The following is a 25,109-nucleotide window of genomic DNA, read 5'->3' as shown; positions in this document are numbered from 1 at the left end:
AAATCATATTTTAAACAACCTTCATTTTCAACCTTTGCAATAGGTATAAATGAGCAAATTTTCTGAGATGAGTCAAGTAAACTTTTTGATTCCAAAACGGCTGTCTTTCGGCATATTATTTCTGACTGTTTTAAAACAACTAAAATGGATCAGATAAAACAAACGTCTTGTTACCATTGTGGTGACGAATGTAAAACAGAAATATCATTTGATGATAAAACGTTCTGCTGTAATGGTTGCAAAACTGTGTATGAAATATTTTCTGAAAATGATTTAACCTGTTATTACGATTTAGAAGCCGCTCCTGGATCAATTCCTAAAGAGATTGAAGGAAAATACGATTTTCTCTCTCAGAAAAATATCATTGAAAAATTAACCGAGTTTGATGATGGCAATACTCAAATTGCAACTTTATACATACCACATATTCATTGTAGCTCCTGCATCTGGATTTTAGAAAACCTCAACAAATTAAATCCAAATATCACCTCTTCACAAGTCAATTTTGGCAAGAAAACCATTCGTGTGACCTACAAATCTGAAACTTGTTCATTAAAAGACGTGGTTTTGCTCTTAAGTTCTATCGGTTATGAACCTTATATCTCGTTAGATGATTTTAAAACTGGCAACCAAAACGTCAATCGCAGTCTCATTTATAAATTAGGCATTGCAGGTTTTGCTTTTGGAAATGTCATGTTTTTATCGTTTCCAGAGTATTTTGAAGTGGGTGAATTCTGGCTAGAACAATATAAGCACTTATTTAGATGGCTTATGTTCGCATTCTCACTTCCTGTTGTATTTTATGCTGGTCGTGACTATTTCGTTTCAGCTTACAAAGGATTACGCTCCAATTTATTAAATATTGATGTTCCCATCGCACTGGGTATTGCCGTTTTATTCCTCAGAAGTACTGTTGAAATACTATTTGACTTAGGTTCGGGATTTTTTGATAGCCTAACAGGATTAGTATTCTTTTTATTACTCGGAAAGTTTTTTCAACAAAAAACCTATACGTTTCTTTCCTTTGAGCGTGATTACAAATCGTATTTCCCAATAGCTATAACTAAAATAAATTCAAAAGGCAATGAAACTCCTATTCAGGTTTACGACATTGAAAAAGGAGATCGTTTGCTCATTAGAAATGAAGAATTAATTCCTGTAGATGGCATCCTAATCAACGGAAAAGCAAAAATTGATTACAGCTTCGTTACTGGAGAATCTGAATCTGTTAGCAAACAATCTGGTGACAAATTATTTGCTGGCGGAAAACAAACCTCTGGTGTTATAGAAATGGAAGCCATTAAATCTGTTGAACAAAGTTACCTCACACAATTATGGAGTAATGATGTCTTTAGTAAAAATAAAGAAGACGGTTTTACGACTTTAACCAATACCATCAGCAAACGATTTACCTATATCGTATTGAGTATTGCTATTATTTCTACAACATTCTGGTTGTTTGTGGATGCTTCAAAAGCTATGAACGTATTTACTGCTGTGCTCATCATCGCTTGTCCTTGCGCCATCGCTCTATCTGCTCCGTTTACATTTGGAAATTTGCTTCGAATCTTCGGAAAATTAAAATTCTATGTCAAGAATGCTTCTGTTATTGAGCAATTAGCGGCAATAAACACCATTATTTTCGATAAAACTGGAACGATTACATCGAATAAAAGCAGCTCAGCTAATTATGATGGAATCGCATTAACTCCTTCCGAAGAATTACTCCTAAAAAATACACTACGAGGCTCTAACCATCCTTTAAGTCGAACTTTATATGACATTCTAGAAGAACATAATATCATAACCTTAAATCATTTTGAAGAACATTTAGGCAAAGGGATTGAAGCGACTCACAACAATGAACATATCAAAATTGGTTCTGCAAGTTTTGTTGGCGCGAAAGAAACATCTGTATTGAATACAACTGTTCATATTAGTACAAATAATCAATATAAGGGAAAATATACATTTTATAACAGCTATAGAAAAGGTCTGTCTAAACTATTCAACAAATTAAAAAAACATTACGACTTGGTTATCCTTTCAGGTGATAATGAAGGAGAATTTGAAAATTTAAAGAAGCTCTTACCTTCAAAAACTAAACTCATCTTTAATCAAAGGCCAGACGACAAATTGGAATACATCAAATACCATCAAACTGAAGGCGCAAAAGTATTGATGATTGGTGACGGACTTAACGATGCTGGAGCATTAGCACAAAGTAATGTAGGTATTGCCATTTCTGAAAATGTAAATGTCTTTTCTCCTGCTTGTGACGCTATTTTAGATGCCTCAAAATTTAACCAACTTTACAAGTTTATAAAAGCTTCAAAACGTGCTATTACCATCATAAAATGGAGTTTTGTGTTATCGTTTATTTATAACATCATCGGACTTTATTTCGCAGTCACTGGTCAGCTAGCACCTGTTGTAGCTGCTATTTTAATGCCTTTAAGTTCCATTAGCATTGTCGTATTTACAACCATAGCTACCAATATTGTTGGTAGAAAATTATCAAAATCATGAATACCACTTTAATACAAAAATATAATATTCCAGGACCAAGATATACAAGTTATCCAACTGTTCCGTTTTGGGATGAAGCTCAATTTACGAAACAAAAATGGCTGGAAACTTTTAAAACATCGTTTGCAGAAAGCAATAAAGAACAAGGCATTAGTTTATACATTCACCTTCCGTTTTGCGAAAGCTTATGTACATTCTGCGCGTGCCACAAGCATATTACCAAACGCCATTCAATGGAAGACACTTATATAGATGCTGTTTTGAAAGAATGGCGCTTATACATGAATTTAATGTCTTCAAAACCTGTCATAAAAGAAATTCATTTGGGAGGTGGAACACCAACGTTTTTCTCTTCGGAAAATCTAAGTAAACTGATTAATGGCTTGTTAAATCTTTCAGAATTACATAGTGACTACGAATTTAGCTTTGAAGGGCATCCAAACAACACCACAAAAGAACAATTACAAACGCTTTATAATTTAGGATTCACACGTGTTAGCTTTGGAATTCAGGACTATGATGCAACTGTTCAAAAAGCCATTCATCGTATCCAGTCTTTTGAGCAAGTAAAAAAAGTAACCGAATGGTCTAGAGCAATCGGTTACACATCCATAAGTCACGATTTAATATTCGGATTACCTTTTCAAAATATTGGAACCATGACCGAAAGCATCAATAAAACGAAACTTTTGCGTCCTGATCGTATTTCATTTTACAGTTATGCACATGTGCCATGGGTCAAAGGAGTTGGTCAACGTGGGTTTAATGAAGATGATTTACCTAAAGGTGGTGAAAAAAGAGCGCTATACGAAACAGGAAAACAACTCCTTACTGATTTAGGTTACGAAGAAATTGGGATGGATCATTTTGCTCTAAAAAGTGATCACCTTTATAAGGCAACTAAAACTAAAACATTACATCGCAATTTCATGGGCTATACAGCCAATACTACGCAACTTATGATAGGCTTAGGAATGTCTGCTATTAGTGATAGTTGGTACGGATTTGCTCAGAATGTAAAAACAGTAAAAGAATATGAAAGCATCGTAGCGTCAGGTGAAATCCCTGTGTTTAGAGGTCACATTTTAACAAAAGAAGATTTGGTAATCCGACAGCATATTCTTAATATTATGTGCCAGTCAGAAACCTCTTGGAAGACTAAAAATCTTAGATTTTCAAAAATTAATGCGGTTTTAGAAGCTTTAAAAGAGGCTCAAAAAGATGGCTTGATAGTAGTTGATAACGATTCTTTAAAAGTACCTGAAGCGGCAAAACCATTTATCAGAAATATATGTATGGGGTTTGATTTAAGGCTTCATGAAAGCCAACCAGAAACTCAAGTATTTTCAATGACCATATAATTTTTTCAAATATGACATTTGTCATGTTATTTAAGTAAAAACGAACGTAATTTTGAATCATAACTTCTAATAGGTATGAGTGTTATATATATTTTATTGAGTATCAGTATTATCGTTGCTATCTTCTTTTTTATTGCCTTTATTACGGCTGTAAAAAGCGGGCAGTATGATGACAGTTATACACCATCTGTTAGAATGCTTTTTGAAGACGAGCTCGTAAAAGAGCAACCTAAACCATCTATTAAAACCAAACAAGACTAATTAAATTATTATGGAAGTCCAACAATTTCATTACGATAACAAAATCGTTAAAAATTTCCTCTATGCAACAATGCTTTGGGGAGTCGTAGGAATGTTAGTGGGTTTACTGCTAGCATTTATGTTTTTATTCCCTAACCTCACTGACGGAATTTCGTGGTTGAGTTTTGGTCGACTTAGACCGTTACACACCAATGCGGTTATCTTTGCCTTTGTAGGTAATGCTATTTTCGCAGGCGTTTACTACTCTACCCAGCGTTTACTTAAAGCCAGAATGTTTAGTGATTTGTTAAGTAAAATCAATTTTTGGGGTTGGCAATTAATAATCGTTGGAGCTGCTATTACGCTTCCTTTAGGATTTACGACCTCTAAAGAATATGCCGAATTAGAATGGCCTTTTGATATTGCCATTGCTGTTATTTGGGTTGTATTTGGTTGGAATTTAATTGGTACCATGATTAAAAGAAGACAACGTCACCTTTATGTTGCTATTTGGTTCTATTTAGCAACATTTGTTACCGTTGCTGTACTTCATATATTTAATAGTTTGGAGCTACCAGTAAGTGGCTTAAAAAGTTATTCCGTTTATGCTGGTGTTCAAGACGCCTTAGTACAATGGTGGTATGGTCATAATGCGGTTGCATTTTTCTTAACAACCCCTTTCTTAGGTTTAATGTACTACTTTGTACCTAAAGCTGCTAACAGACCTGTGTACTCATATCGTCTATCTATCGTGCACTTTTGGTCTTTAATATTTATATACATCTGGGCAGGCCCTCACCATTTATTATACACTGCTTTACCTGAATGGGCTCAAAATTTAGGTGTTGCGTTTTCTGTGATGTTATTGATGCCATCTTGGGGAGGAATGATTAACGGACTCTTAACGCTTCGTGGTGCTTGGGATAAAGTTCGTACAGATCCTGTTCTTAAATTTATGGTCGTGGCTATTACTGGTTACGGTATGGCAACTTTTGAAGGTCCGATGCTTTCGCTTAAGAATGTTAATGCTATTGCACACTTTACCGATTGGATTATTGCTCACGTTCACGTTGGAGCCTTAGCTTGGAATGGATTCCTGGCTTTTGGTATGATTTATTATTTAATTCCGCGTTTAGTAAAAACAAAATTACACTCTACTGCTTTAGCTAACCTCCACTTTTGGATTGGTACTTTAGGTATTATTATGTATGCCTTACCAATGTATGTTGCTGGCTTTACTCAAGCAAGTATGTGGAAACAATTTAATCCTGATGGAACTTTAGTTTACGGAAACTTCTTAGAAACCGTTTCTGAAATTATTCCAATGTACTGGATGCGTGCTATTGGTGGTACGTTATACATCACTGGTATGCTAATTTTAGTATACAATATTATAGTGACGATTAGAAAAGGTAGTGCTGTTACCGATGAATTAGCAGAAGCTCCAGCGTTACAAAATGTGTCTAAAAGACGTGTTGCTGGTGAAGGATGGCATACCTGGTTAGAGCGTAAGCCTATTAAATTAACAATTTTAGCAACCGTCGCTATTTTAATTGGTGGTATTGTTCAAATTGTACCTACCATAATGGTTAAATCAAACATACCGACTATTAGTAGCGTAAAACCTTATTCGCCTTTAGAACTTGAAGGTAGAGATTTGTATATAAGGGAAGGCTGTGTTGGTTGCCACTCTCAAATGGTTAGACCTTTTAGAAGTGAGGTTGAACGTTATGGTGAATATTCAAAAGCAGGAGAATTTGTATACGATCATCCATTCCTTTGGGGAAGTAAACGAACTGGTCCAGATTTACACCGTGTCGGTGGAAAATATTCAGATAACTGGCATCTTAACCACATGTATGATCCGCAAAGTACTTCATCTGGGTCCATCATGCCAGCTTACCAGTGGTTGGTACGAAATGAATTGGATAAATCTCAAACAGAGGATAAAATGAAAGTGATGGTCAAACTTGGTGTTCCTTACACAGATGAAGACATTGCTAATGCACAACAATCCATGTTGGAACAAGGTACTCAAATTGAGAAAAATTTGTACTCAGATCCAGATTTCGCAGCTACTTATGAAGCAGACAAACAAGCTGGCGGACAAGATTTTATAGAAATGCGTAACCGTGAAATCGTTGCTATTATAGCGTACTTACAACGCTTAGGGACAGATATTAAAGTGAAAGATACCGAAGTCACTACAACTCAAAACTAAATTATCATGCTAAAATTTGTAAAAAACCATATGGAAAGCATCACAGGTATTGAAATTTATCCTTTGATCTCCTTACTTATATTTTTCAGTTTTTTCGTCATCTTATTCTGGTGGGTTATTACTGCAAAAAAAGACTATATCAACAAGGTGAGTAGCCTTCCTTTAGACAACCAAAACACAACAGAATTATGAGAAATTCAATTCCTTCTTGGATAAGAGTACCTATTGTATTCTTCATTATTATGGGTATCGTCGAATACACTATCGATTCTGGTGCTAAGCCAGCATTTATTGAAGAACCAATGGTGTTTTTATTCTTAGTATTAGTCCTATTAATTATCATTGCTATAGAAGCCATAGTAGCTTCCATAAAAAATGTATTATATCAAAGTTTAGATGAAGAAGCCAAAGCAAGATTTGATGCTTCTAAAGCTAAAACTCCTGCTGCCATTGTATGGATGAATGAAACGTATAAAAAATTATTAGGTTCTAAACCAATAACTGAAGAGCACGAAATTATCTTAGACCACAATTACGATGGAATCAAAGAATTAGATAATAATCTTCCGCCTTGGTGGTTATATGGCTTTTATGCTAGTATCATTTTTGGGGCAGTCTATCTGGTACGTTTTCATGTCTTCAATGGCGAGAACCAATACGATGAACTTGAATCTGATTTAGCTCAGGCAAAAATTGATATTGAAGAATACAAAAAAACGGCTAAGGATTTAGTTGACTTTAACACGGTTGAAGTCTTAACTGATGCTGCTGACCTAAAAGCTGGAAAAGCAATTTTTGAAACTAACTGTGTGGCCTGCCATAAAGCTGATGGTGGTGGTGGAATTGGTCCTAACTTAACCGATAAACACTGGATTCTAGGAGGCGGAATTAAAAACGTCTTTAAAACAATTTCTGAAGGTGGACGTGATGGAAAAGGTATGATTGCCTGGAAACAAAGTTTAAAACCTTCTGAAATGGCTCAGGTTGCTAGTTATGTACTACAGTTTCAGGGTACAACTCCTGCAGAACCTAAAGAAGCTGAAGGTGACGTTTGGACCCCAGAAAATGCACCAGCTGAAGATATCCCAACAGAAGCTATGGAAGTAAAAACAGATTCTGTTATTGACATTGTTATACCTGAATTAAAAGAAGATTGATATTTATTGACTTTACAGAGTGAAATCTGCTGAGCCTCAAAACAAAACTATCATGCATACTCCTGAAAACGAAACATTTAGAGATTCCATAGGAACAATTAATGAAGATGGTAAGCGCGCTTGGATTTTTCCCAAAAAGCCAAGTGGATGGTTCTATGAAAAGCGAAAATTAGTCAGTTATATTCTATTGGCATTTTTATTTGCTGCGCCATTTATTAAAATTAATGGTAATCAGTTTTTAATGTTTAATGTCTTAGAACGACGTTTCAATATTTTCGGATTTCCATTTTGGCCTCAGGATTTTCATTTGTTCGTGATCTCTATGTTAATAGGTGTAATTTTTATCACCTTATTTACCGTAGGTTTCGGTCGTATTTTCTGTGGATGGATTTGTCCGCAGACTATTTTCATGGAAATGGTATTCAGACGCATCGAATATTGGATTGATGGTGACAGAAATAAACAACGAAAACTGCAAAAGCAAAAATGGGACGCTGAGAAAATTAGAAAGCGTGTTTTAAAATGGTTCATCTTTTTAGTGATTTCTTTTTTAATTGCTAACATCTTCTTAGCCTATTTAATAGGAAGCGATAAACTTTTAAAATACGTCACAGATGGTCCAACTGAGCATTTAGGAACTTTATTTCCGCTCCTCATTTTTACAGCAGTATTCTATTTTGTGTTTGCCTGGTTTAGAGAACAAGTATGTATCATTGCTTGTCCGTATGGCAGATTACAAGGCGTGTTGCTAGATAATAAATCTATTGTTGTAGCTTACGATCACAAACGAGGTGAAGGTGAAAATGGAAGAAAGAAGTTTAGAAAGAACGAAGATCGCGAGGCTCTTGGTCATGGCGATTGTATTGACTGTTTGCAATGCGTACATGTATGTCCGACAGGTATCGACATAAGAAATGGTACGCAACTGGAGTGTGTAAATTGTACGGCTTGTATTGACGAATGTGATCATATTATGGAAAGTATCAACCTTCCTAAAGGTTTGATTCGCTATGCAAGTGAGGAGAATATTGAGAATAAAAAGAAATTCGAATTTACGCCTAGATTAAAAGGTTACACAGCAGTTTTGGTGATTTTAATTGGGGTTTTAATCGGTATGCTACTGTTACGTAATGATATTGAAGCTCGTGTATTACGTTTACCTGGTCAGCTTTATGAGCACAAAGGAGAAACCATTATTAGTAATGTGTTCACTTATAAGCTTATAAATAAGACCACTGTAAAAATTGAAGACGTGAACTTTAAATTGCGTAAATATAACGGTGAAATTAAATTGGTATCAAATACAGGAGAAGTTGAAGTTCCTGAACAAGGATTAGCCGAAGGCACAATGTTTATCGAAATTGATAAAAGAGAACTCAAAAGCGATAAAAATAAATTGATGATTGATGTGTATAGTGGTGATGAGTTGATTGAAACGACAACGGTTAACTTTTTAGGTCCTAGGAGTTATAACTAAGCTGTTGGTTAAACATTGATAAACTAAGATTATATGAGTTTTAAATTACAACTAATAAGCGCATTAAGGATTGAGGTATTGTTGAAGCTCTTTTATGTTGTTTTATTGAGAGTAACGAAAAAATAACAACATGAAAAGCGACTACCGAAAGCCTGACACTTTTGATTGTAATGAAAAAGGGTAATGCAAAAAAAAAAAAATGAGATCTTGAAATCAAAGATTCATGAATACTTTAATACAAAATAAGTATCTATGAATACACAAGTTCAGGAAGACAAATAAATATATTATGAAAATAAACTGGGGAACTGGAATTGTTTTAGCTTTTATAGGTTTTATAAGCTTTATCATGTTTTTTGTGATTCGTATGAATACTAACGACAAATACGACCATGATTTAGTGACCGAAGATTATTATAAAGCTGAACTAGAATATCAAACCGATATCAATAAAGAGGAAAATGCTAAAGATTTAGCCTCAAATATAACTTGGAAACGCACCTCTGAAGGATTGGTTATTTCGTTTCCAAAAGAATTAAATGTCGAACAAATCGAAGGAAAAGTGTTCCTATATAGACCATCTAACAAGCAAGTAGACTTTGAAAGCTCAATTTCACTGTCTAACCATAATTTGCTCATACCTGACAAACGCTTGTTGGATGGTCGTTGGAACATTAAAGTGGATTGGCAATATAATGGAAATTCATATCTATACAAAAAAGAAATTGTTTACTAAATAGAATGTCTCCTCGAACTCAGTCAAAAGTTTAATAACAAGGTCTCGACTGGGCTCGACCTGACATAAACAACAATAATCTATGCTTTGGTCTGCACTCATATTTGGTCTTTTAGGAAGCTTCCACTGCGTTGGTATGTGTGGTCCTATTGCCTTTATGCTACCTGTTGACCGTAGTAATTCTATAAAAAAAGTATCTCAGATTTCAACCTACCATATTGGTCGATTGCTCGCTTATGCGATTATAGGCTTATGTTTCGGACTTATAGGCAAAAGTCTTTACATTTTTGGAATCCAGCAGCAATTGTCAATCATTATCGGAATCCTTATGATTGTAGTTGTGCTTATTCCTGCGCAAACATTTAATAAATACAACTTTTCAAAACCGTTGTACAGACTCATTTCAAACGTAAAATCGTCTTTAGGAAAAGCTCTTAAAAAGAAAACAGCTGACACCTTTTTAACTATAGGGTTTTTGAATGGTTTTTTGCCATGTGGTTTAGTGTACATGGCTGTTTTTGCATCTCTAGCCATGCCAAGTGCTTTTGAAAGTAGCTTGTATATGATGTTATTTGGATTAGGAACTATACCACTTATGACCACTGCGATTTATGTAGGTAAATTTTTAAATGCATCAGTTAAGCAACGTATTCAAAAAGCTATTCCTGTCGCAGTAATTATCATAGGCTTGCTCTTTATTATTCGTGGCATGGGATTAGGTATTCCATACCTCTCTCCTTCTCCTATTATTGACGTAGCGACCAGTACTATCGATTGCCATTAGATGATTTATTTTGCTTTTTATTAAAGTGATATTCGTCATAGTTTTTTCAAGTCATTTTCTGTATTTTTAGTTTATAACAACTAAACAGATGAAATCGATACTCATTCTTACAGATTTTTCAAAAAGTGCCACTAATGCGATTCATTATGCCATGCGATTTTTTGAATCTGAATCATGTGTTTTTTACCTTATGCATGTTCATAAGGCTGGTACGTTTATTTCAGATGATTTGATGACGTCTCCTACGGAAAACATATATGAATCATTCACCAAAGAACCTAAGAGAAGACTTAAAACGCTTATTAATGATTTAAAAAAAATGTATCCTAATCCTAAGCATTTCTACGAGGTTATTGTCGATTTTGATGTGTTTACAGATGCTGTCAAACAAGCGATAAATCAGCATTCAATTGATTACGTAGTAATTGGTTCGAATGGACAAACAGGAGCTGCAGAAGTGATTTTTGGAAGCAATACTATTAATGTAATCAGACAAGTGTTTTGCAAAACGCTTGTAGTTCCCGCTGGTTATGACTATAAACCCATCTCCAATTTTTTGTTGCCTTTACAATCTGATGATACTATTGAAAACGAAGAATTAGGCGTGATAAATAACTTTGTAAATACCTTTAAACTAAAACTTCATGTCTTGAGAGTAGGAAAAAAAGATGATATTACTCAAAATCTTGCCGATGATCAAGATAAATTAAAAGATTTTGATTGTACTTATGCTACTGAAGAAGAAGCTACATTTTATGAAGCGGTTACCAATTACCTTAAAACGAATACTATTGATATGACGGGTTTAATTGTACATGACAAATCCTTTATACAACGTCTTTTTACTGAATCCCCAACCATTGAATTGAGCAAGGTTATCAAATTACCTTTAATGATATTTCATAGTGGAAAAAATTAATTTAAATGTGATGTGTTATGATTAAAAATTTAGACAAAGGAGATTGCGAACTCCTATTAAAACAAAATTATATTGGCCATTTGGCCTATATCTATAACGACAGACCTTATGTGATTCCGATAACTTATTTTTACGAAGATAATAGAGTTATTTGTTATTCAGGTGAAGGACATAAAATTGATGCCATGCGTAAACATGCTCCAATTGCGCTTGAAGTTTCAGATATTGAATCGGTTGACCATTGGCAATCTATTGCTGTTCATGGGACATATGAAGAATTTGAAGGCAGCTCTGCTAAGGCTTTGCTTCATGCGTTTTCCTTGGGCATCAAAGATATTATTCTAAAAAAAGAACACAGAGGATTGAACTTCATAAGTGAGTTTTCAGCAAAAATTGCAAACAACGATATGCCAATTGTATTTGTAATTAACGTTGAAGCCATCACTGGAAAAATGCGTCGCAGATAAGCTTAGCCAAATGGTATAACTTTACGATCACGTTTTATAAAATGAATTTTATCATCTACGATAATCTTTTTTCTGTAACCAAATAAATGGAATATTTTAGTAGTTAAAAACAAGGCAATTCTTCGGTTTGCAACTAAGCAATATTCATTTTCTGGATGGCGTTTAATTCCTGGAAGTAATCTTAAGAGTTGATGAAATTTTAAATGCCTTAGAACTGCTGATACCACAAGCCAGAATCTGGAAAGTTTTCTAACCACAAAGAAACCATCTTCACCTTGCTTTTGGTATAAAGGCATAAATATCAATCCGTTTAACGGACTTTTAACTTCGCAAATGCCGTCGAAAGCCAGTGATTGATGTTTCAGAATGGGCTTAAAATTTTTGAAACCAGGCTTCATCTTAAACTGATTGGATTCAGATAAAGAATGCCTGTAAATAATTTCATAAAATCCTTTTTCAATATTCAGAACTCGGTTGAAAGCCTTATATTCAAAATCGTGCTTTGATACCAAACCTGTTTTTTCCATAACCATCCAAATAAATGCCTCACAATACAGTACTGATTTTTCATCATTGTGTTGTCCAGCTTCAAAACCAATAGATACATGGCCATATTCGTTAATAAATGATAATAATGGTCCGTCGAGATATTCTTCAATACCTAATACAATTGGAATATTAAATTTATCTGCTAGTGCTCTGTTATTTAACGAGTCACTTATGGTTATAAAAGGTACAGTTGGTGATGATGTGGTATGTAAATCTACGAATACAAAATCGCCTTTATTAGCATTACAAATGTCTTTAATCGTTTCGTAAAGTTCACATTGTTCTTTTTGCTCATCAAACTCATAACTATCATCTGCACTGCACAATGATTCAACTTCCTCTTTGGTCCAGAGCCTGTTCAAATCAAAATCTTTGTATCTCACATTAGCTTTTAGAGCATCCATATTGCCAAACAGCGCATAAAAATTACCTTTAAATGTAATGTCATTTACAATAATTTCACTGATAACTTTTTGCAATCCATAAACACCTGCAGGTTCATTACCATGAATCCCTCCAATACAGATTAAAGTGGTTGCATGGACATCATTATTCTGGCTGTAGAAAATTCTATCCTTATCCGTATATGTCATAGGTTTGACAGCTTCTTTTATCATTTCTTATAGATTAAGTTTTTCCAAATCTGTTTTGGTTAGTATCCCAACCAATTCGTCATGATCGACTATTGGTAAACATTTAATGTGATGTTTAAGCATTAAGTTACTCGCTTCTTTGATACACATGTCTGGATATCCAGTTTTTATATCGCTCTGCATCACTTGACTTGCAGAGTAGTCATCAAATTTATCAACATCAGAAACATCACTCGCTGAAATAATTCCAACAATTTTATGCTTGTAATTAATAACAGGAATATGGTGAATTCGTTTCCATTGCATGATGTTTTTAATGAGTCTCATGGAGTCATTCTCATCAACGGTAAAAATTTGTGTAGACATTACCTTATGGACTTTATCATTGGAACTGGCTTCTTTCCTTGCTAAAGGTTTTGCTAATTCCCAATCATGCACAGGCAAATCTTCCATTTGGTTTTTATGCATGTGATAGGCTAATAAAATATTTGCTTCTTCTCTGGAAACGGTTTCTTGTAGCATTCTGCTGCTTCTCACCAACCACTTGCTTCCAGAAATATTATTCTCGATACGTTGTTTAATGATATTAAGGTAAAATGCAATATCTACAGGGTCAACATTAGCCTTTATGAGTCCGTCATGAGCCATAGGTAACAAAATTTGTCTTACCAGTTTTTTTGCTGAAATTCCTCTGCCAAACCAATTGAAATAAGTATCCATTCCTGTTCTTGCTGCTTTTATAAAATTTCCTTTGGCGTCTTTAAAAGCCATACGCTTCCATATGGATTTACAATCATCTGGCATACCTAACATCACACCAACCCAAAACATAGCATTAGCAATTTCGTCTTTAATGCTTGGTCCCGATGGAATGTATCGGTTTTCTATTCTCAGATGAGCAACATTATTATGAACACCATAGCAGACTCTATTCCATTTATACAAAGTGCCGTTGTGCAAACCGATGGCTTTCAATTCTGGTTTAATTCCTTTTTTTAGATCTTCAATGGGATTGCCAGATAAATCTGCAGTAACTAAAGGTGCATAACGTGCTACATCATCTGTAAAGACCTCTAAAATTGAATCTCTTACCCAATCATTTCCGAAGCTCACACGCGCTTTCTGCTCTCTTAGTAATTGGGATGTATTTCGTAAATCTATACTTTGCTGAAATAAGGCAATACGTGTTTCACTCCATAATTCTCTACCCAATAACATGGGTGAATTGGTCATTACAGATAACACAGGACCAGCTATTGCCTGAGACCAGTTATACTGATCGATAATGTGATCTAAATCTATTTGCAAATGCACTTGAAAACTGGTATTGCAAGCTTCAAAAAGAATTGATTCATGATCTAAAATGAGTTCATCAATGCCTCTAACTTTAACTCTGAAATCATCACCTCTAACAGTTCTCATCACATCGTTGAGCACCTTATAGCGCTGGTGAGGTGTCATGTTCTCAAATACTAGATCTTTTCGTTTAAATGTGGGTAGAATTCCCGTTAGTATGATTTTATTAAAATCTATTGATTCTGCGGCTTTGTGTGCCTTATCAATTAAGTTATAGAGATCGCTTTCTAATTGAGAAAAACATTTTCCTTTTAATTCCAAAGGATCTAAGTTCGCTTCCAGATTAAAAAGTCCTAATTCTGTAGTAAAATGAGAATCATTAATTTTCTCTAATATTTCTAAAGCATTAAATGAAGGTCTGAAATACCGATCAACAATACATAGTTCCTGTTCGGCACCTATACGCTGAATACCTTTTTCGAAGACGCCAGCTTTAATCATCATGTCCAGAGCCTCGATATCATTTAATAAATGATTTATAAAGGCCTTCCGCTCAGTTTTATTAGTGATTGGTTTTACCGATTGTGATCCCATGATATCTATGCAATATCCTCAAATTTAAGCTATTACTTCCGTAGGTTATATGATATTTATCATAGTTTTCAGTATGGTATATAGCTATCTTTAATAAGAAATCAAAACCTAAACCATTATGAGAAAGCGTATCCCAGTGTCACAAATTATGACAAAGAATATTATTGCAGTAAATAGAACTGATGATTTAGAAACTGCTGAACGATTATTCAAACAACACCACATAAGACACATTCCTGTAGTTTCTGGAGATGTAATTATTGGCATGTTAAGTTATACCGATTTACTACGAATAAGTTTTGCAGATGCTATAAACGAAGATGAAACAGAAGTTGATACTGTAGTTTATAACATGTTTACTATTGATCAGGTTATGACGAAAAATGTAGTTACTGTAAGTTCTGAAACTACTATTAAAGATGTGGCAGAAATCATAACTAAAAATGAATTTCACGCCTTGCCAATTGTGGATGACGGTCAACTAGTAGGTATCGTTACATCTACAGACTTAATAAATTATTTAATTGAACAATTTTAGTGGCAAAAGATTAGAATAAAAAAGAGAGTAACTCTCTTTTTTATTCTACATACGATACCATTTAAATCTTAAAAGTAATCACTGGCAAAGTTGAATGATTAGCAATGTCTTCACCTATACTTCCACTAAAAAAATGAGAGATACCTCGTCGTCCATGAGTAGGAATAGCGATTAAATCACCACCAACAATGTTAGCAAAGGTCAACACGCCTTCTTCCACAGTATAATCTGATATGTAATGAATGTCATTAATTTTATCTAAGTTTCCATCTGCCTTTTCAAGAAACTTTGCTACAGTAGCTTCCATTTCTGTAGAACTTTTGAAGCGTTCGCCAGGCAAATTAACATATAACAGTTTTAAGGTAGAACTTGAATTGTCAAAAAACTGACAAGCCTTTAAATATGGCTCAACCATTTCTTCAGAAAAATCACAAGCAAAAACAACCGTATCGAATTGTAGATTAACTGGCTCTTTTTTGACAATAAGGACTGGTATATTTGAGTGTCTTACAACTTTTTCGGTGTTAGATCCAACAAAAATCTCGGTGAGACCACTAGAACCATGAGAACCCATAACCACTAAATCAGCATGGTGTTGTTCGGCAACATCATTAACTTCTCGAAATACTTTGAAGTGCTTTACAACTGGAGTAACATTGATTCCTTTTAAGTAATCTCGTTCCAAAAACTCTTGAAACTTTGTCTCGGCAAGTTTTAAAAAGAATACCGTTTGCATTTGTTGATCATCATCAGAATCTGTGAGCACATTATGAGCCATTTCCAACATGTGCAATGCGATAATTTCAGAATTATTTTTCTTTGCCAGAATTGCTGCTGTTTCAAGCGCATATTCAGAATGTTTGGAGAAATCAATTGGTACAATAATTTTATTCATGATTAGGTTTTAATTGGTTTGTATTAAAGTTATTTACCAATAACGGCAAACTAACCTTTTAATTATTCCGTAAAGATATTGACTTTAGCTCAGAATAAAAATGATAATTCTCATACATATTTTTAAAGGTAATTATTTTAATGCGAATTAAATATTCATTACCTTTCAATTTAAATTAACTACTAAAAACACTAAACAATGAAACACAAAATTTTAGGACTTGCAATTATGACGTTATGTCTTTTTGTATCTTGTAAAAGCGATAAAAAGGAAACAAAAGCTGATGTTGAAGATAAAACTACAGAAGTTGAGGCAACCACTAAATCATCTACAGCAACTCAAACAAGAGAAAAACCAGCTCACTTTTCAGACAACCGCAAACTTACTATGCGCTTAGATTCCAAAAGTGGAAGTAGTGCAACTGGTAGTGTTGTATTTAAACAAGAGGATGGCATTGTTACTATGATAGCTGTGTTTAGTGGATTGACTCCTGGAGAACATGCTATTCATATTCATGAAAAAGCAGATTGTTCTGCTGATGATGGCTCATCATCTGGAGGACACTGGAATCCTACCGCTGAACCTCATGGAAAATGGGGAGATGCTAAAGGTTATCACAAAGGTGATATAGGAAATTTTATAGCTGACGAAAACGGACATGGAACCATTACTAAAATTACTGACGAATGGTGTATTGGTTGTGATGACACGAATAAAAATATTGTTGGAAAAGCTATAATCGTGCATCAAGGTGCAGATGACTTTACTTCTCAGCCTTCAGGTGCTGCTGGTGCCAGAGTGAGCTGTGGTGGTATTATAGAATAATACCACTAACGAAATAATATGAAAAAAGCTATAATATAACATTGTAGCTTTTTTCTTTATATATTTACGCAACTAATTACAATTATTACATGCAACTAGAAACACTCATTTCTCGATTTCAACAGAAAGACGAGAAAGCTTTTGAGGAATTATACAATATGTATAGTGATAGTATGCATGGTGTGATATATAATATTGTGAGAGATCATGACATTGCAGAAGAAGTCATGCAAGATGTTTTTATCAAAATATGGCATAGAGCCAGTAGTTATGATGCCAGTAAAGGTCGGTTTTTCACTTGGATTCTCAATATTTCCAGAAACGCAGCTATAGACAAAACACGCTCAAAGGCTTTTAAAAATTCTGGTAAAAACCTTGACGCCCAATTTTTCGTAGATATTTTAGAAACAAGTGAAAGCTTAAACGACAAAACTGATGCCATCGGTATCAAAAATTTTGTTGGGAAGTTGGCAAAAAAATGTATTGAAGTTATAGAGCTCCTTTATTTTAAAGGATATACTCAAAAGGAAGCTTCTGAAACTTTAAATATGCCAATAGGCACTATAAAAACACGAAATAGAAACTGTATAAAAGAATTACGCCAAATGGTATTAGGCTCATAACATGGATATAAAAGCATATATAGACTCTGGGATTTTGGAACTATACGTTACAGGTCAGCTTTCTGAACAAGAAAATCAGGAGGTCTATGAGCTTATGCAACAATATCCTGAAATACTTGATGAAGTTTTAGCTATTGAAGCTGCGTTAATCAAGCTTGGTGCTTCTGTGTCTCCTGGTGTTAGTAAAACAACCATACAATTAATAAAACAACAACTTGAATTTACTTCAGAAAGTTCTAAAGTTGTGCAATTACCAAAATCTAGAACAAATTGGTTTACTTATACAGGCTGGGCTGCAGCGCTTATTGCCGGAGTTGGGTTGTTATGGACTGTTAACCAAAATAAACAACTGGAAATTCAGTTAAGTGATGCTGATCTTGAAAACGCTTATTTAGAAACGCAAATTGAAGATGCTAAAACCGATTTAGCTGCGAAAGAAAATTTACTGAACATCTTACGTGATAAAGATATCATATCAGTGCCACTAGGTGGTCAAGGTAATTTTGCAAACTCTTATGCCAAAGTATATTGGAATAAAGCTGACAATAGTATTTACTTAGATGCGCAAGGTTTACCAGATGCTCCAGAAGGTAAAGTATGGCAAGTATGGTCTTTAACCCTAAACCCATTAACACCAACCAGTCTAGGTACTATTGAAGACTTTAACAGTGATGAAAACAAAATTTTCACGATTGCTAATGCCAATGAAAGTGAAGCCTTTGGTATTACGCTTGAACCAGCAGGTGGAAGCGAATCTCCTACTATGGAACAGCTTCATACTTTAGGTGTAGTGGCACCATAACCATCTTTTTTCCAAAATTGTATTAAATATCAAAATAAACTGATTTAGTCTAAAAAGTCAATTATGTGTCGGCATTGATGGCCAATAACTCATTATATTCCTATTAAAAAAATTAGCTTTCTCTTAGATTCATTTTCTTTTATTAACTTAGTCCGAACGCTTACAAAAACTTTCAAAACATCATAAGTCATGAGAAAAATCTTTCTACTTTTTATCCTAATACCTTTGTTTTCTTTTAATACTAGTTTGGCAGACAAACAACTTATTGGGAAATGGGAAGGAAAAGACGAGAAAAACAAAGTGGGAACTATCATTTTTGATAATGAAGGCTACGCAACCATACAAATCGATGGACAAGCATTTGGTGGAAAAGAGTTTGATGTAAATGGCAATAAAGCCTCAATGACTTACTCCATTAATAGAGAGGTTAAACCTGTTGAAATTGATTTCATCATAACCTCACTTGAAACACATATTGAAATGAGAATGTTAATGATAGCCGAATTCGATGGTGATAATACAATGACTATAGCTAGTGATTTTAACAATACAAGGCCAACTGAATTTAATTCGGGAAATTCAATTAAACTCTATCGTATTCAATAAGTAATTGCAAAAATTAATTCACAGGTGACATATAATACCCAATGCTTAAAAATTTAATGTAATTTCACATCCTAAAAAATAATTTATTAATCAAGCCTAAACTATTATGAAATCATTTAAGGTTCTTACCATATTACTATTTAGTTCATTACTTTTTTTAAGTAGTTGTAATGATGCTAGCAAAACTTCAAAAACCGATAATTCTGCGACTACTAAAACAGTAGATCCTGCTACCAATCCTACTACTACTCCAAAAGCTGCAAATACCGAGCCTGCTCAAAATGCATCTGGAGTTTGGCATTATACATGCAGAATTGGTTGTCCTGGAGGCGCTGGAACAGCTGAGAAATGTACAAATTGTGGGAACATTCTAGCACATAATACTGCGTATCATGGAAATGCTAATACTACATCAAATGCACCTTTTGCAAATCCATCTACCACTCCTGCTCCAACACCTACAACTCCTGAACCTGCTCAAAATTCAGCTGGAGTGTGGCATTACACTTGTACAAACGGATGTGCTGGTGGTGCTGGTGCCGCTGGAACTTGCAGTACTTGTAGTGGTAAATTAGCACATAATACAGCATATCATTAATATTGAGTCTATCTAATTGATTAATAATTTCTAAGGAAAGTAAAGTCTAATAAAAAACACCCACTTAAAAAAGCAGGTGTTTCCACTAACAAAAAAACTCTAAAAATACCATATCTCCATATGGTAAACCCTTATAAATTAAAAATTTAGTAATGTTAGTATCTAAAAATTATAAGTGATACTTCCTTTTATAAAAAAGGGAGTTCCTGGTGTAAAATGTATTTCTTCAACAGATTGAGCTTCATTTTGTAATCTTGATTCAGTGGCGAACTGAGTTTCATTCCAATCCACATCAAACAAATTTTCAATCACTAGACCTAAAGTCATGCTATTAAAGCTGTAATTGACATTAAAATCTGTAACAAAGTAGCCATCAGCAATAATACTATTGGTTTCATTTGCTGGTCTGTCATCAATATATCTGTACCTTATTCCTCCAGAAAACCCTTCCAGATCCGTAACAGATAAACCTCCAGCTATGGTGAAATCTGGTGCCAAAGGAATATAATCTTCACCTTTTGCTTCTTCAATACTTCTTGCTTTGGTATAGGTTGCGTCTGTATCAAGATACAGCCAGTCATTCATTTGATATCTTAACCCTAAATCTATACCGAAACGTTCTGTTTTACCGCTTGGCTCAACTATTCCGGCATCTCCAACATAAACAAATTCTTGTTCTAAAAACAGATACCACATGGCTGTATTTACTATTAAACTCTTAGTTGGCTTCCAAATATTTCCAATATCTAATCCGTAAGCTTTAGGCAAAATATCCTTTCCTACATTATTAACGACCACTCTCGCGTCATTGGAATGAAATCCTATACCAGACTTCAGAAAGAATTGTAAATTGTCTTGAGCATCGTAGAAAATATTCAATTTCGGACTCACAATTGTTTTTGTTTCCGATTGTACTGTATAAGTTGGCTGAAGTTTGTCATTGTATAAAAACTTGAAATAGTCCAATCGTAATGCAGGTGCAATTCTAAACTTTCCTAAATGGAAAGTCGCATTTACAAATGCGTTAATATTAGTTTGATTTATATCGCCTAACTGAATGTTATCTAATGTAGTTTGACGGTTTAATGTTCTAGATAATTCAACGTCATTAATAATATCGTGTCTCAATCCTAAACCAGCATCTAAACTGACTTCTGTTTTGCCCAAATAAGTTGTTTTTGAAATGACTGTATTTACCCCAAAAATATGTCGTTCTTCCTGTTGCTTAATTTGATCTCCATTAACCGGATCCTCTAAAAAGAAAGTAAAGTTAGAATACAACTCAAAGTTATAATTAGTGTAAAAGGCATTGGTTTTCAACCGAGTGTCATCAGAGATATATTTACTGAATTCTACATTAAAATTAGTGCGTTCAGTTTGACCTCCTTCCGTATCATCGATAGCTCCAAAACGTGTTATATTTCCATTATCAACTTCACGTTGTGGTATTTGACCTGAAGCATCCCAACGGCTTGTAAAATGTGACGCTGTTAGACTTAGTTTATCATTTTCAGGAGTATACACAACATACTTTCCAAATAGGTTCAAGCGGTTAAAATTTTGAGGCGATTCAAAAGGTCCGTCAGTTGCGATATATTCAGCTGCCAGATAAGCATTTTGACGTTTCGTATTACCTAGTAAATTAAATAATCCTAAGGTTCTAAGAGAATTAAAATCTCCAACTGACATACTGATTTGACTATCTTTCAAATAATCTCTGGTAGAAAAATCAACATAACCTGCAGTATTAAAATCACCTTGTTGGCCATAGTAAGGTCCTTTTCCGAAATCAATTTTCTGAATAGTTTCAGGTATTAAAAAGTGTAAATCGCTATACCCTTGTCCGTGAGCATGAGACACCATATTGACAGGCATGCCATCTACCGAAATGGAAACATCTGTTCCATGATCGACATCAAAACCACGAAGAAAAAGTTGTTCTGCTTTTCCTCCTCCAGCATGCTGACCAATGATTAAACCTGGAACTTTCCGTAATATTTCTTGCGATGAATTCACAGGACTTGTTTGTAAATCAAGTTTAGATATGGTTCGCATAGCATTAAGCTCTTCGGTGATAATAAGTTCATCCAATTGGTATGCTTTTTCACTTAGAACAATAATCAATTGCGTTGTTAGATTAGAATCATCAACTATTAGTTGTCTTGTTTGATAACCCAGTATTCCAACCTTTATAGAGTCTCCTGCTTTAGTATTTTTAAGAATGAAAAACCCGTCTTCTGCAGAATGCGCATGACTTTCAGAATCTAAATTAAAAATATAAGCAGCTTCAAGAGGTTGATTTAAATCGTTAACAATTTTCCCTTTTAAATCTTGTGAAAACAGCTGACAGAAACTAAGACCAATTATCAAATATGTAAAAAGTTTCGTTTTCATCGGTTACAGATTTAAAATTTTAGCTTTCATTAATGGACCTAATTCGAAAGTACTTGCTAACAATTCCTCTTTTAAAGGGGTTACATCTTCATAATTTCCGGCTGCTTTATAAATTTCTGCAACATGATATAAGGTCTCTGGCTCAAAAGTTTTATTTATGATATGATGGTCTACTATGTGTAGAGCTTCCTCTAAATTTCCGTTGTTAAAATGAGCCCAAGCCAGTAGGTCGTATGATTGTGGTGTTGGCCTGTTACGAACTTCAGTTTTGGCTATAGAAATGGCTTTTTCAATGGTTGTATTAGCTTCAACATGAAGTAAGACATTGTATTTATTATACATGTCGCCATAAGATTCGTTTTGCATGGCATTATCATATAAAGCCAATTGCTCTTTCTTAAGTATTTCATTGCCTAAATATTCAGCAATTTCTGCTTTTAACAAGAAGTAATCTGGAGCAAAATAGGAGTCAGTAACTGCATCTAATATTCGTAAAGCTTCTTGAGGATTATCTTCGTATGAGTAAACAATCCATGCAATACCTTTTTTTGCGTAAGCATCATTTGGATCTAGAGCTAATGCTTTTAAATAATGATCATAAGATTTTTGTATGTTTCCTGCATGTCCGTAAAAATCTGCAATATTGGTGTACGACCATTGTTTTAAAGGTGCAAGATTAGATGTTTCAGCGATAGTCAACGCTTTTTCCATGTATTTAATGGCTGCAACCAAATCACCTTTGTGATCACTCCACTTAGATAAACGAATAAGGTAATCGAAATCACTAAAATTCTCAAAAGTATTGAGATAAGTATGTGCCATTTCATAATTTCCAAGTTCAAGATGAACATCAAATAACATTTTTCTTGTTTCCTGAAGATCTTCAGCTATGAGTTCTGCTTTTGTTAAATGTAAAAGCGCATCTTTAAATTTGTGCTGAGAAATATAATTATAAGCCAAGCTTTTAAGGTATGAAGCATTATTATATTTTGTATTATCATTTAATTCTCTTAAATAATCTTCAGCTTTTTTAAGGTATTCAACCTGTCCTGTTGCTGAAAAATAATTTGAATATGTAGTTGCTAATTTTCCTTTGTAAGGATATTGATTTGGAGTTTGCTCCAATTTCTGGGACCAAAACATTTCATTTTTCTTGGCACGCTCAAGTGTTTCATTCTTCGAAATATTTAAGTATGCATTATAGTCATTTGAATTTGTGATTTGTGTGGTTGTCCCTTCCTTGCAATTTGCCAATAGCAACAGAACTATAACCAGAGTGAGTATATTGTATTTAGAGTTCATAACGAGCTGTTTTGAGTGAGTGTTTTTTTGTTAATACACACCATAAACAGAAATCAGAGATTTTTATATATGGTGTGTTTTTTATTCTACCAAGGCGAAGCTAGATACGGAAATGAAGCAGAGAATGGTTTATCATTTGCACTTACATTGTCATTAGTTAAGCCAGGATTATCAGCTCCTGTTGGGCCACCAAAGATTAGAAGTAATTCTGTAGAAATTACATCATCACCTAGAGCACGACCTGTTAATACATTAGTTCCGTCAAAAAATGTAGTCGTTCCTGTTAGAGACACGGTTAATACATCTGTAGCTAAAGCTCCTGTAAATTGTTCAGCATTAAAACCTAAAGCATTTGTGTACATAGGATCTGTATGTGCAGGATTTAAAGCTTCTAATTTGTCTTGAAATTTACTCTGAAACACCGCATTTTGACCTGATGGTACAGTTACATTAAATGTGTTTTTATCTTCAGGAGATACAAAAACGGTATTTATTGCTGGTCTTCCCATTTGATCTTCTTGCACATACGTTCCACTAAAATCAAGCGGTGTTTGTTGCATTGGCACAAAGTTATTATCGTCGTCGTTACTACAATTGTATGCAGTAAATGATACAAGCATTGCAATTGCTATTAATTTTATATTATTAAGTTTCATAATTTTTGTTTTTAAGAGATTCATATTATTATTGCTTTCTTTTTGATTCAACCCAAAAGTTTACAGAGTCACCACTACCAACCATTGATTTTGGTAATTCAATGACTATTGAAAGTACATTGGTACCTGCAAACGTATCTGATGCAAAACCATCACCTGTTCCTTCTGGTAAAAAAGCACCTTCTTCCATGCCATCACCATCATCATCACCAGGTGTTACAATTTGTGTGTAACGTACAAAGTCCATAAAGAAAGGATCATCTCTAGGTCCTGCAAAAAAGCGCATATCATTGTTTGATTCTACGATGGCACTGCTTCCGTAAGATGTAATATCTACAGAATTTGTAGCTGCTGTAGTTGCAATCGTACTATTCAATCCTGTTTGTGTTGGTGCCGTTGGACCAAAGAAATACATTTTGCCATTTCTTGCTGTAGCTTGAATTACTAAATCTTCAATCGCATCACCATTGTTGTCAATATTAAATTCGAAGAGAACATTTTCATCAAATGCTGCCGAAGCCGTATTTGCTGGACTTATTAGTCCTTGTACATTCGCGACAAATACAATATTATCACTGTCTTGTCCTTGAAATCCATAGATGTCTGTGATATCACTTGTACCACCAGCAACTGCAGGAGCGTCAATATGATCGGCTGCAATTGTAAAAAAGCCAGCAATTGCGATAACCGCAGCTCCAATTAAAATTTTTGATTTTTTCATAATAATGAGGTTTTTGTTAATTATTAATTTGTTTCTGCTAACACTTACGCAATTATTACAGTTGTGGTTTTATAAAAGTTTAGAAAATGACAAAACCTTTCGAATAATTAAGATTGAAACCTCGAGAAGAAATACTGATTACTTCAGGCTGATAAAGGGCTTACACTATTATTTTATACAATTGAAACATATTCAGTTTTTTAACAATTATATCTCGATTTAAATC

Annotated in this window: 24 protein-coding genes; 17 read left to right on the top strand and 7 right to left on the bottom strand. The window is 34.2% G+C overall.

Features of this window, described 5'->3' with window-relative positions; genetic code table 11:
* Nucleotides 1–144 precede the first annotated feature (144 nt).
* The 11 genes from TD18_RS13030 (at nucleotide 145) to TD18_RS12980 (ending at nucleotide 11,891) form a co-directional block, all read left to right on the top strand.
* On the top strand, nucleotides 145–2,529 hold the full coding sequence (locus TD18_RS13030; RefSeq protein WP_040253378.1) for a heavy metal translocating P-type ATPase: 2,385 nt from the start codon (nucleotides 145–147) through the stop codon (nucleotides 2,527–2,529).
* Complete coding sequence (gene hemN / locus TD18_RS13025; protein ID WP_040253377.1) at nucleotides 2,526–3,890, top strand: oxygen-independent coproporphyrinogen III oxidase; 1,365 nt, start codon at nucleotides 2,526–2,528, stop codon at nucleotides 3,888–3,890. The genes TD18_RS13030 and hemN overlap by 4 nt, the downstream gene beginning before the upstream one ends.
* Before the next feature lie 75 nt (nucleotides 3,891–3,965).
* Nucleotides 3,966–4,151, top strand: coding sequence for a cbb3-type cytochrome oxidase assembly protein CcoS (ccoS, locus tag TD18_RS13020; protein WP_040253375.1), 186 nt, complete (start codon nucleotides 3,966–3,968; stop codon nucleotides 4,149–4,151).
* Nucleotides 4,152–4,161: 10 nt separating this feature from the next.
* Nucleotides 4,162–6,351: a cytochrome-c oxidase, cbb3-type subunit I gene (ccoN, locus tag TD18_RS13015; RefSeq protein ID WP_040253374.1), complete on the top strand. Its 2,190-nt coding sequence runs from the start codon at nucleotides 4,162–4,164 to the stop codon at nucleotides 6,349–6,351.
* A gap of 6 nt (nucleotides 6,352–6,357) precedes the next feature.
* A complete protein-coding gene (locus TD18_RS13010; protein ID WP_040253373.1) occupies nucleotides 6,358–6,543 on the top strand; it encodes a hypothetical protein in 186 nt (61 codons plus the stop codon).
* The gene (locus TD18_RS13005; protein ID WP_040253371.1) at nucleotides 6,540–7,508 is read left to right on the top strand and encodes a cbb3-type cytochrome c oxidase N-terminal domain-containing protein; all 969 of its coding nucleotides are present in this window, start codon (nucleotides 6,540–6,542) and stop codon (nucleotides 7,506–7,508) included. The genes TD18_RS13010 and TD18_RS13005 overlap by 4 nt, the downstream gene beginning before the upstream one ends.
* Before the next feature lie 52 nt (nucleotides 7,509–7,560).
* Nucleotides 7,561–8,985, top strand: a complete 1,425-nt coding sequence (ccoG, locus tag TD18_RS13000) for a cytochrome c oxidase accessory protein CcoG (RefSeq protein WP_040253998.1) — start codon at nucleotides 7,561–7,563, stop codon at nucleotides 8,983–8,985.
* Between the two features lie 289 nt (nucleotides 8,986–9,274).
* On the top strand, nucleotides 9,275–9,721 hold the full coding sequence (locus TD18_RS12995) for a FixH family protein (RefSeq protein WP_040253368.1): 447 nt from the start codon (nucleotides 9,275–9,277) through the stop codon (nucleotides 9,719–9,721).
* Nucleotides 9,722–9,803: 82 nt separating this feature from the next.
* Nucleotides 9,804–10,505, top strand: coding sequence for a sulfite exporter TauE/SafE family protein (locus TD18_RS12990; protein WP_040253365.1), 702 nt, complete (start codon nucleotides 9,804–9,806; stop codon nucleotides 10,503–10,505).
* Nucleotides 10,506–10,593: 88 nt separating this feature from the next.
* Entirely contained in the window at nucleotides 10,594–11,424 is an 831-nt protein-coding gene (locus TD18_RS12985) for a universal stress protein (RefSeq protein ID WP_052461181.1), read from the top strand.
* Nucleotides 11,425–11,441: 17 nt separating this feature from the next.
* Nucleotides 11,442–11,891: a pyridoxamine 5'-phosphate oxidase family protein gene (locus tag TD18_RS12980; RefSeq protein ID WP_040253360.1), complete on the top strand. Its 450-nt coding sequence runs from the start codon at nucleotides 11,442–11,444 to the stop codon at nucleotides 11,889–11,891.
* A gap of 2 nt (nucleotides 11,892–11,893) precedes the next feature.
* On the opposite strand, the gene TD18_RS12975 is transcribed toward TD18_RS12980, so the two are convergent.
* Nucleotides 11,894–13,057, bottom strand: coding sequence for a M14 family metallopeptidase (locus TD18_RS12975; protein WP_052461180.1), 1,164 nt, complete (start codon nucleotides 13,055–13,057; stop codon nucleotides 11,894–11,896).
* Nucleotides 13,058–13,060: 3 nt separating this feature from the next.
* Complete coding sequence (locus tag TD18_RS12970) at nucleotides 13,061–14,923, bottom strand: CBS domain-containing protein (protein ID WP_040253359.1); 1,863 nt, start codon at nucleotides 14,921–14,923, stop codon at nucleotides 13,061–13,063.
* A 118-nt stretch (nucleotides 14,924–15,041) separates the two neighbouring features.
* Here TD18_RS12970 and TD18_RS12965 point away from each other — a divergent pair, with 118 nt between their 5' ends.
* Complete coding sequence (locus TD18_RS12965; RefSeq protein WP_040253358.1) at nucleotides 15,042–15,461, top strand: CBS domain-containing protein; 420 nt, start codon at nucleotides 15,042–15,044, stop codon at nucleotides 15,459–15,461.
* A gap of 61 nt (nucleotides 15,462–15,522) precedes the next feature.
* Here the strand turns inward: TD18_RS12965 and TD18_RS12960 are convergent, their stop codons facing one another.
* Nucleotides 15,523–16,356 (bottom strand): universal stress protein, encoded by an 834-nt coding sequence (locus TD18_RS12960; RefSeq protein WP_040253356.1) that lies wholly within the window; start codon nucleotides 16,354–16,356, stop codon nucleotides 15,523–15,525.
* 198 nt (nucleotides 16,357–16,554) lie between these two features.
* Between TD18_RS12960 and TD18_RS12955 the strand changes: the two genes are divergently transcribed.
* The 5 genes from TD18_RS12955 (at nucleotide 16,555) to TD18_RS12935 (ending at nucleotide 19,810) form a co-directional block, all read left to right on the top strand.
* On the top strand, nucleotides 16,555–17,181 hold the full coding sequence (locus TD18_RS12955) for a superoxide dismutase family protein (RefSeq protein WP_040253353.1): 627 nt from the start codon (nucleotides 16,555–16,557) through the stop codon (nucleotides 17,179–17,181).
* A gap of 89 nt (nucleotides 17,182–17,270) precedes the next feature.
* Nucleotides 17,271–17,804, top strand: a complete 534-nt coding sequence (locus tag TD18_RS12950) for an RNA polymerase sigma factor (protein ID WP_040253350.1) — start codon at nucleotides 17,271–17,273, stop codon at nucleotides 17,802–17,804.
* Nucleotide 17,805: 1 nt separating this feature from the next.
* Complete coding sequence (locus TD18_RS12945; RefSeq protein ID WP_040253349.1) at nucleotides 17,806–18,606, top strand: anti-sigma factor; 801 nt, start codon at nucleotides 17,806–17,808, stop codon at nucleotides 18,604–18,606.
* Between the two features lie 189 nt (nucleotides 18,607–18,795).
* Nucleotides 18,796–19,212, top strand: coding sequence for a hypothetical protein (locus tag TD18_RS12940; protein WP_040253347.1), 417 nt, complete (start codon nucleotides 18,796–18,798; stop codon nucleotides 19,210–19,212).
* 106 nt (nucleotides 19,213–19,318) lie between these two features.
* Nucleotides 19,319–19,810, top strand: a complete 492-nt coding sequence (locus tag TD18_RS12935) for a hypothetical protein (RefSeq protein WP_040253344.1) — start codon at nucleotides 19,319–19,321, stop codon at nucleotides 19,808–19,810.
* A gap of 162 nt (nucleotides 19,811–19,972) precedes the next feature.
* Here the strand turns inward: TD18_RS12935 and TD18_RS12930 are convergent, their stop codons facing one another.
* The 4 genes from TD18_RS12930 to TD18_RS12915 form a co-directional block, all read right to left on the bottom strand.
* Nucleotides 19,973–22,204 carry a TonB-dependent receptor gene (locus tag TD18_RS12930; protein WP_040253342.1) on the bottom strand — a complete coding sequence of 744 codons (2,232 nt, stop codon included), beginning with the start codon at nucleotides 22,202–22,204 and terminating at the stop codon, nucleotides 19,973–19,975.
* A 3-nt stretch (nucleotides 22,205–22,207) separates the two neighbouring features.
* Nucleotides 22,208–23,506, bottom strand: coding sequence for a tetratricopeptide repeat protein (locus TD18_RS12925; RefSeq protein ID WP_040253340.1), 1,299 nt, complete (start codon nucleotides 23,504–23,506; stop codon nucleotides 22,208–22,210).
* 86 nt (nucleotides 23,507–23,592) lie between these two features.
* Entirely contained in the window at nucleotides 23,593–24,162 is a 570-nt protein-coding gene (locus TD18_RS12920; protein WP_040253994.1) for a DUF4331 family protein, read from the bottom strand.
* 28 nt (nucleotides 24,163–24,190) lie between these two features.
* Entirely contained in the window at nucleotides 24,191–24,883 is a 693-nt protein-coding gene (locus TD18_RS12915) for a DUF4331 family protein (RefSeq protein WP_040253338.1), read from the bottom strand.
* Nucleotides 24,884–25,109: the final 226 nt, after the last annotated feature.

Source organism: Psychroserpens mesophilus (assembly GCF_000826645.1).
Classification (GTDB): domain Bacteria; phylum Bacteroidota; class Bacteroidia; order Flavobacteriales; family Flavobacteriaceae; genus Psychroserpens; species Psychroserpens mesophilus.
This window is presented reverse-complemented; position numbering and strand designations above follow the sequence as displayed.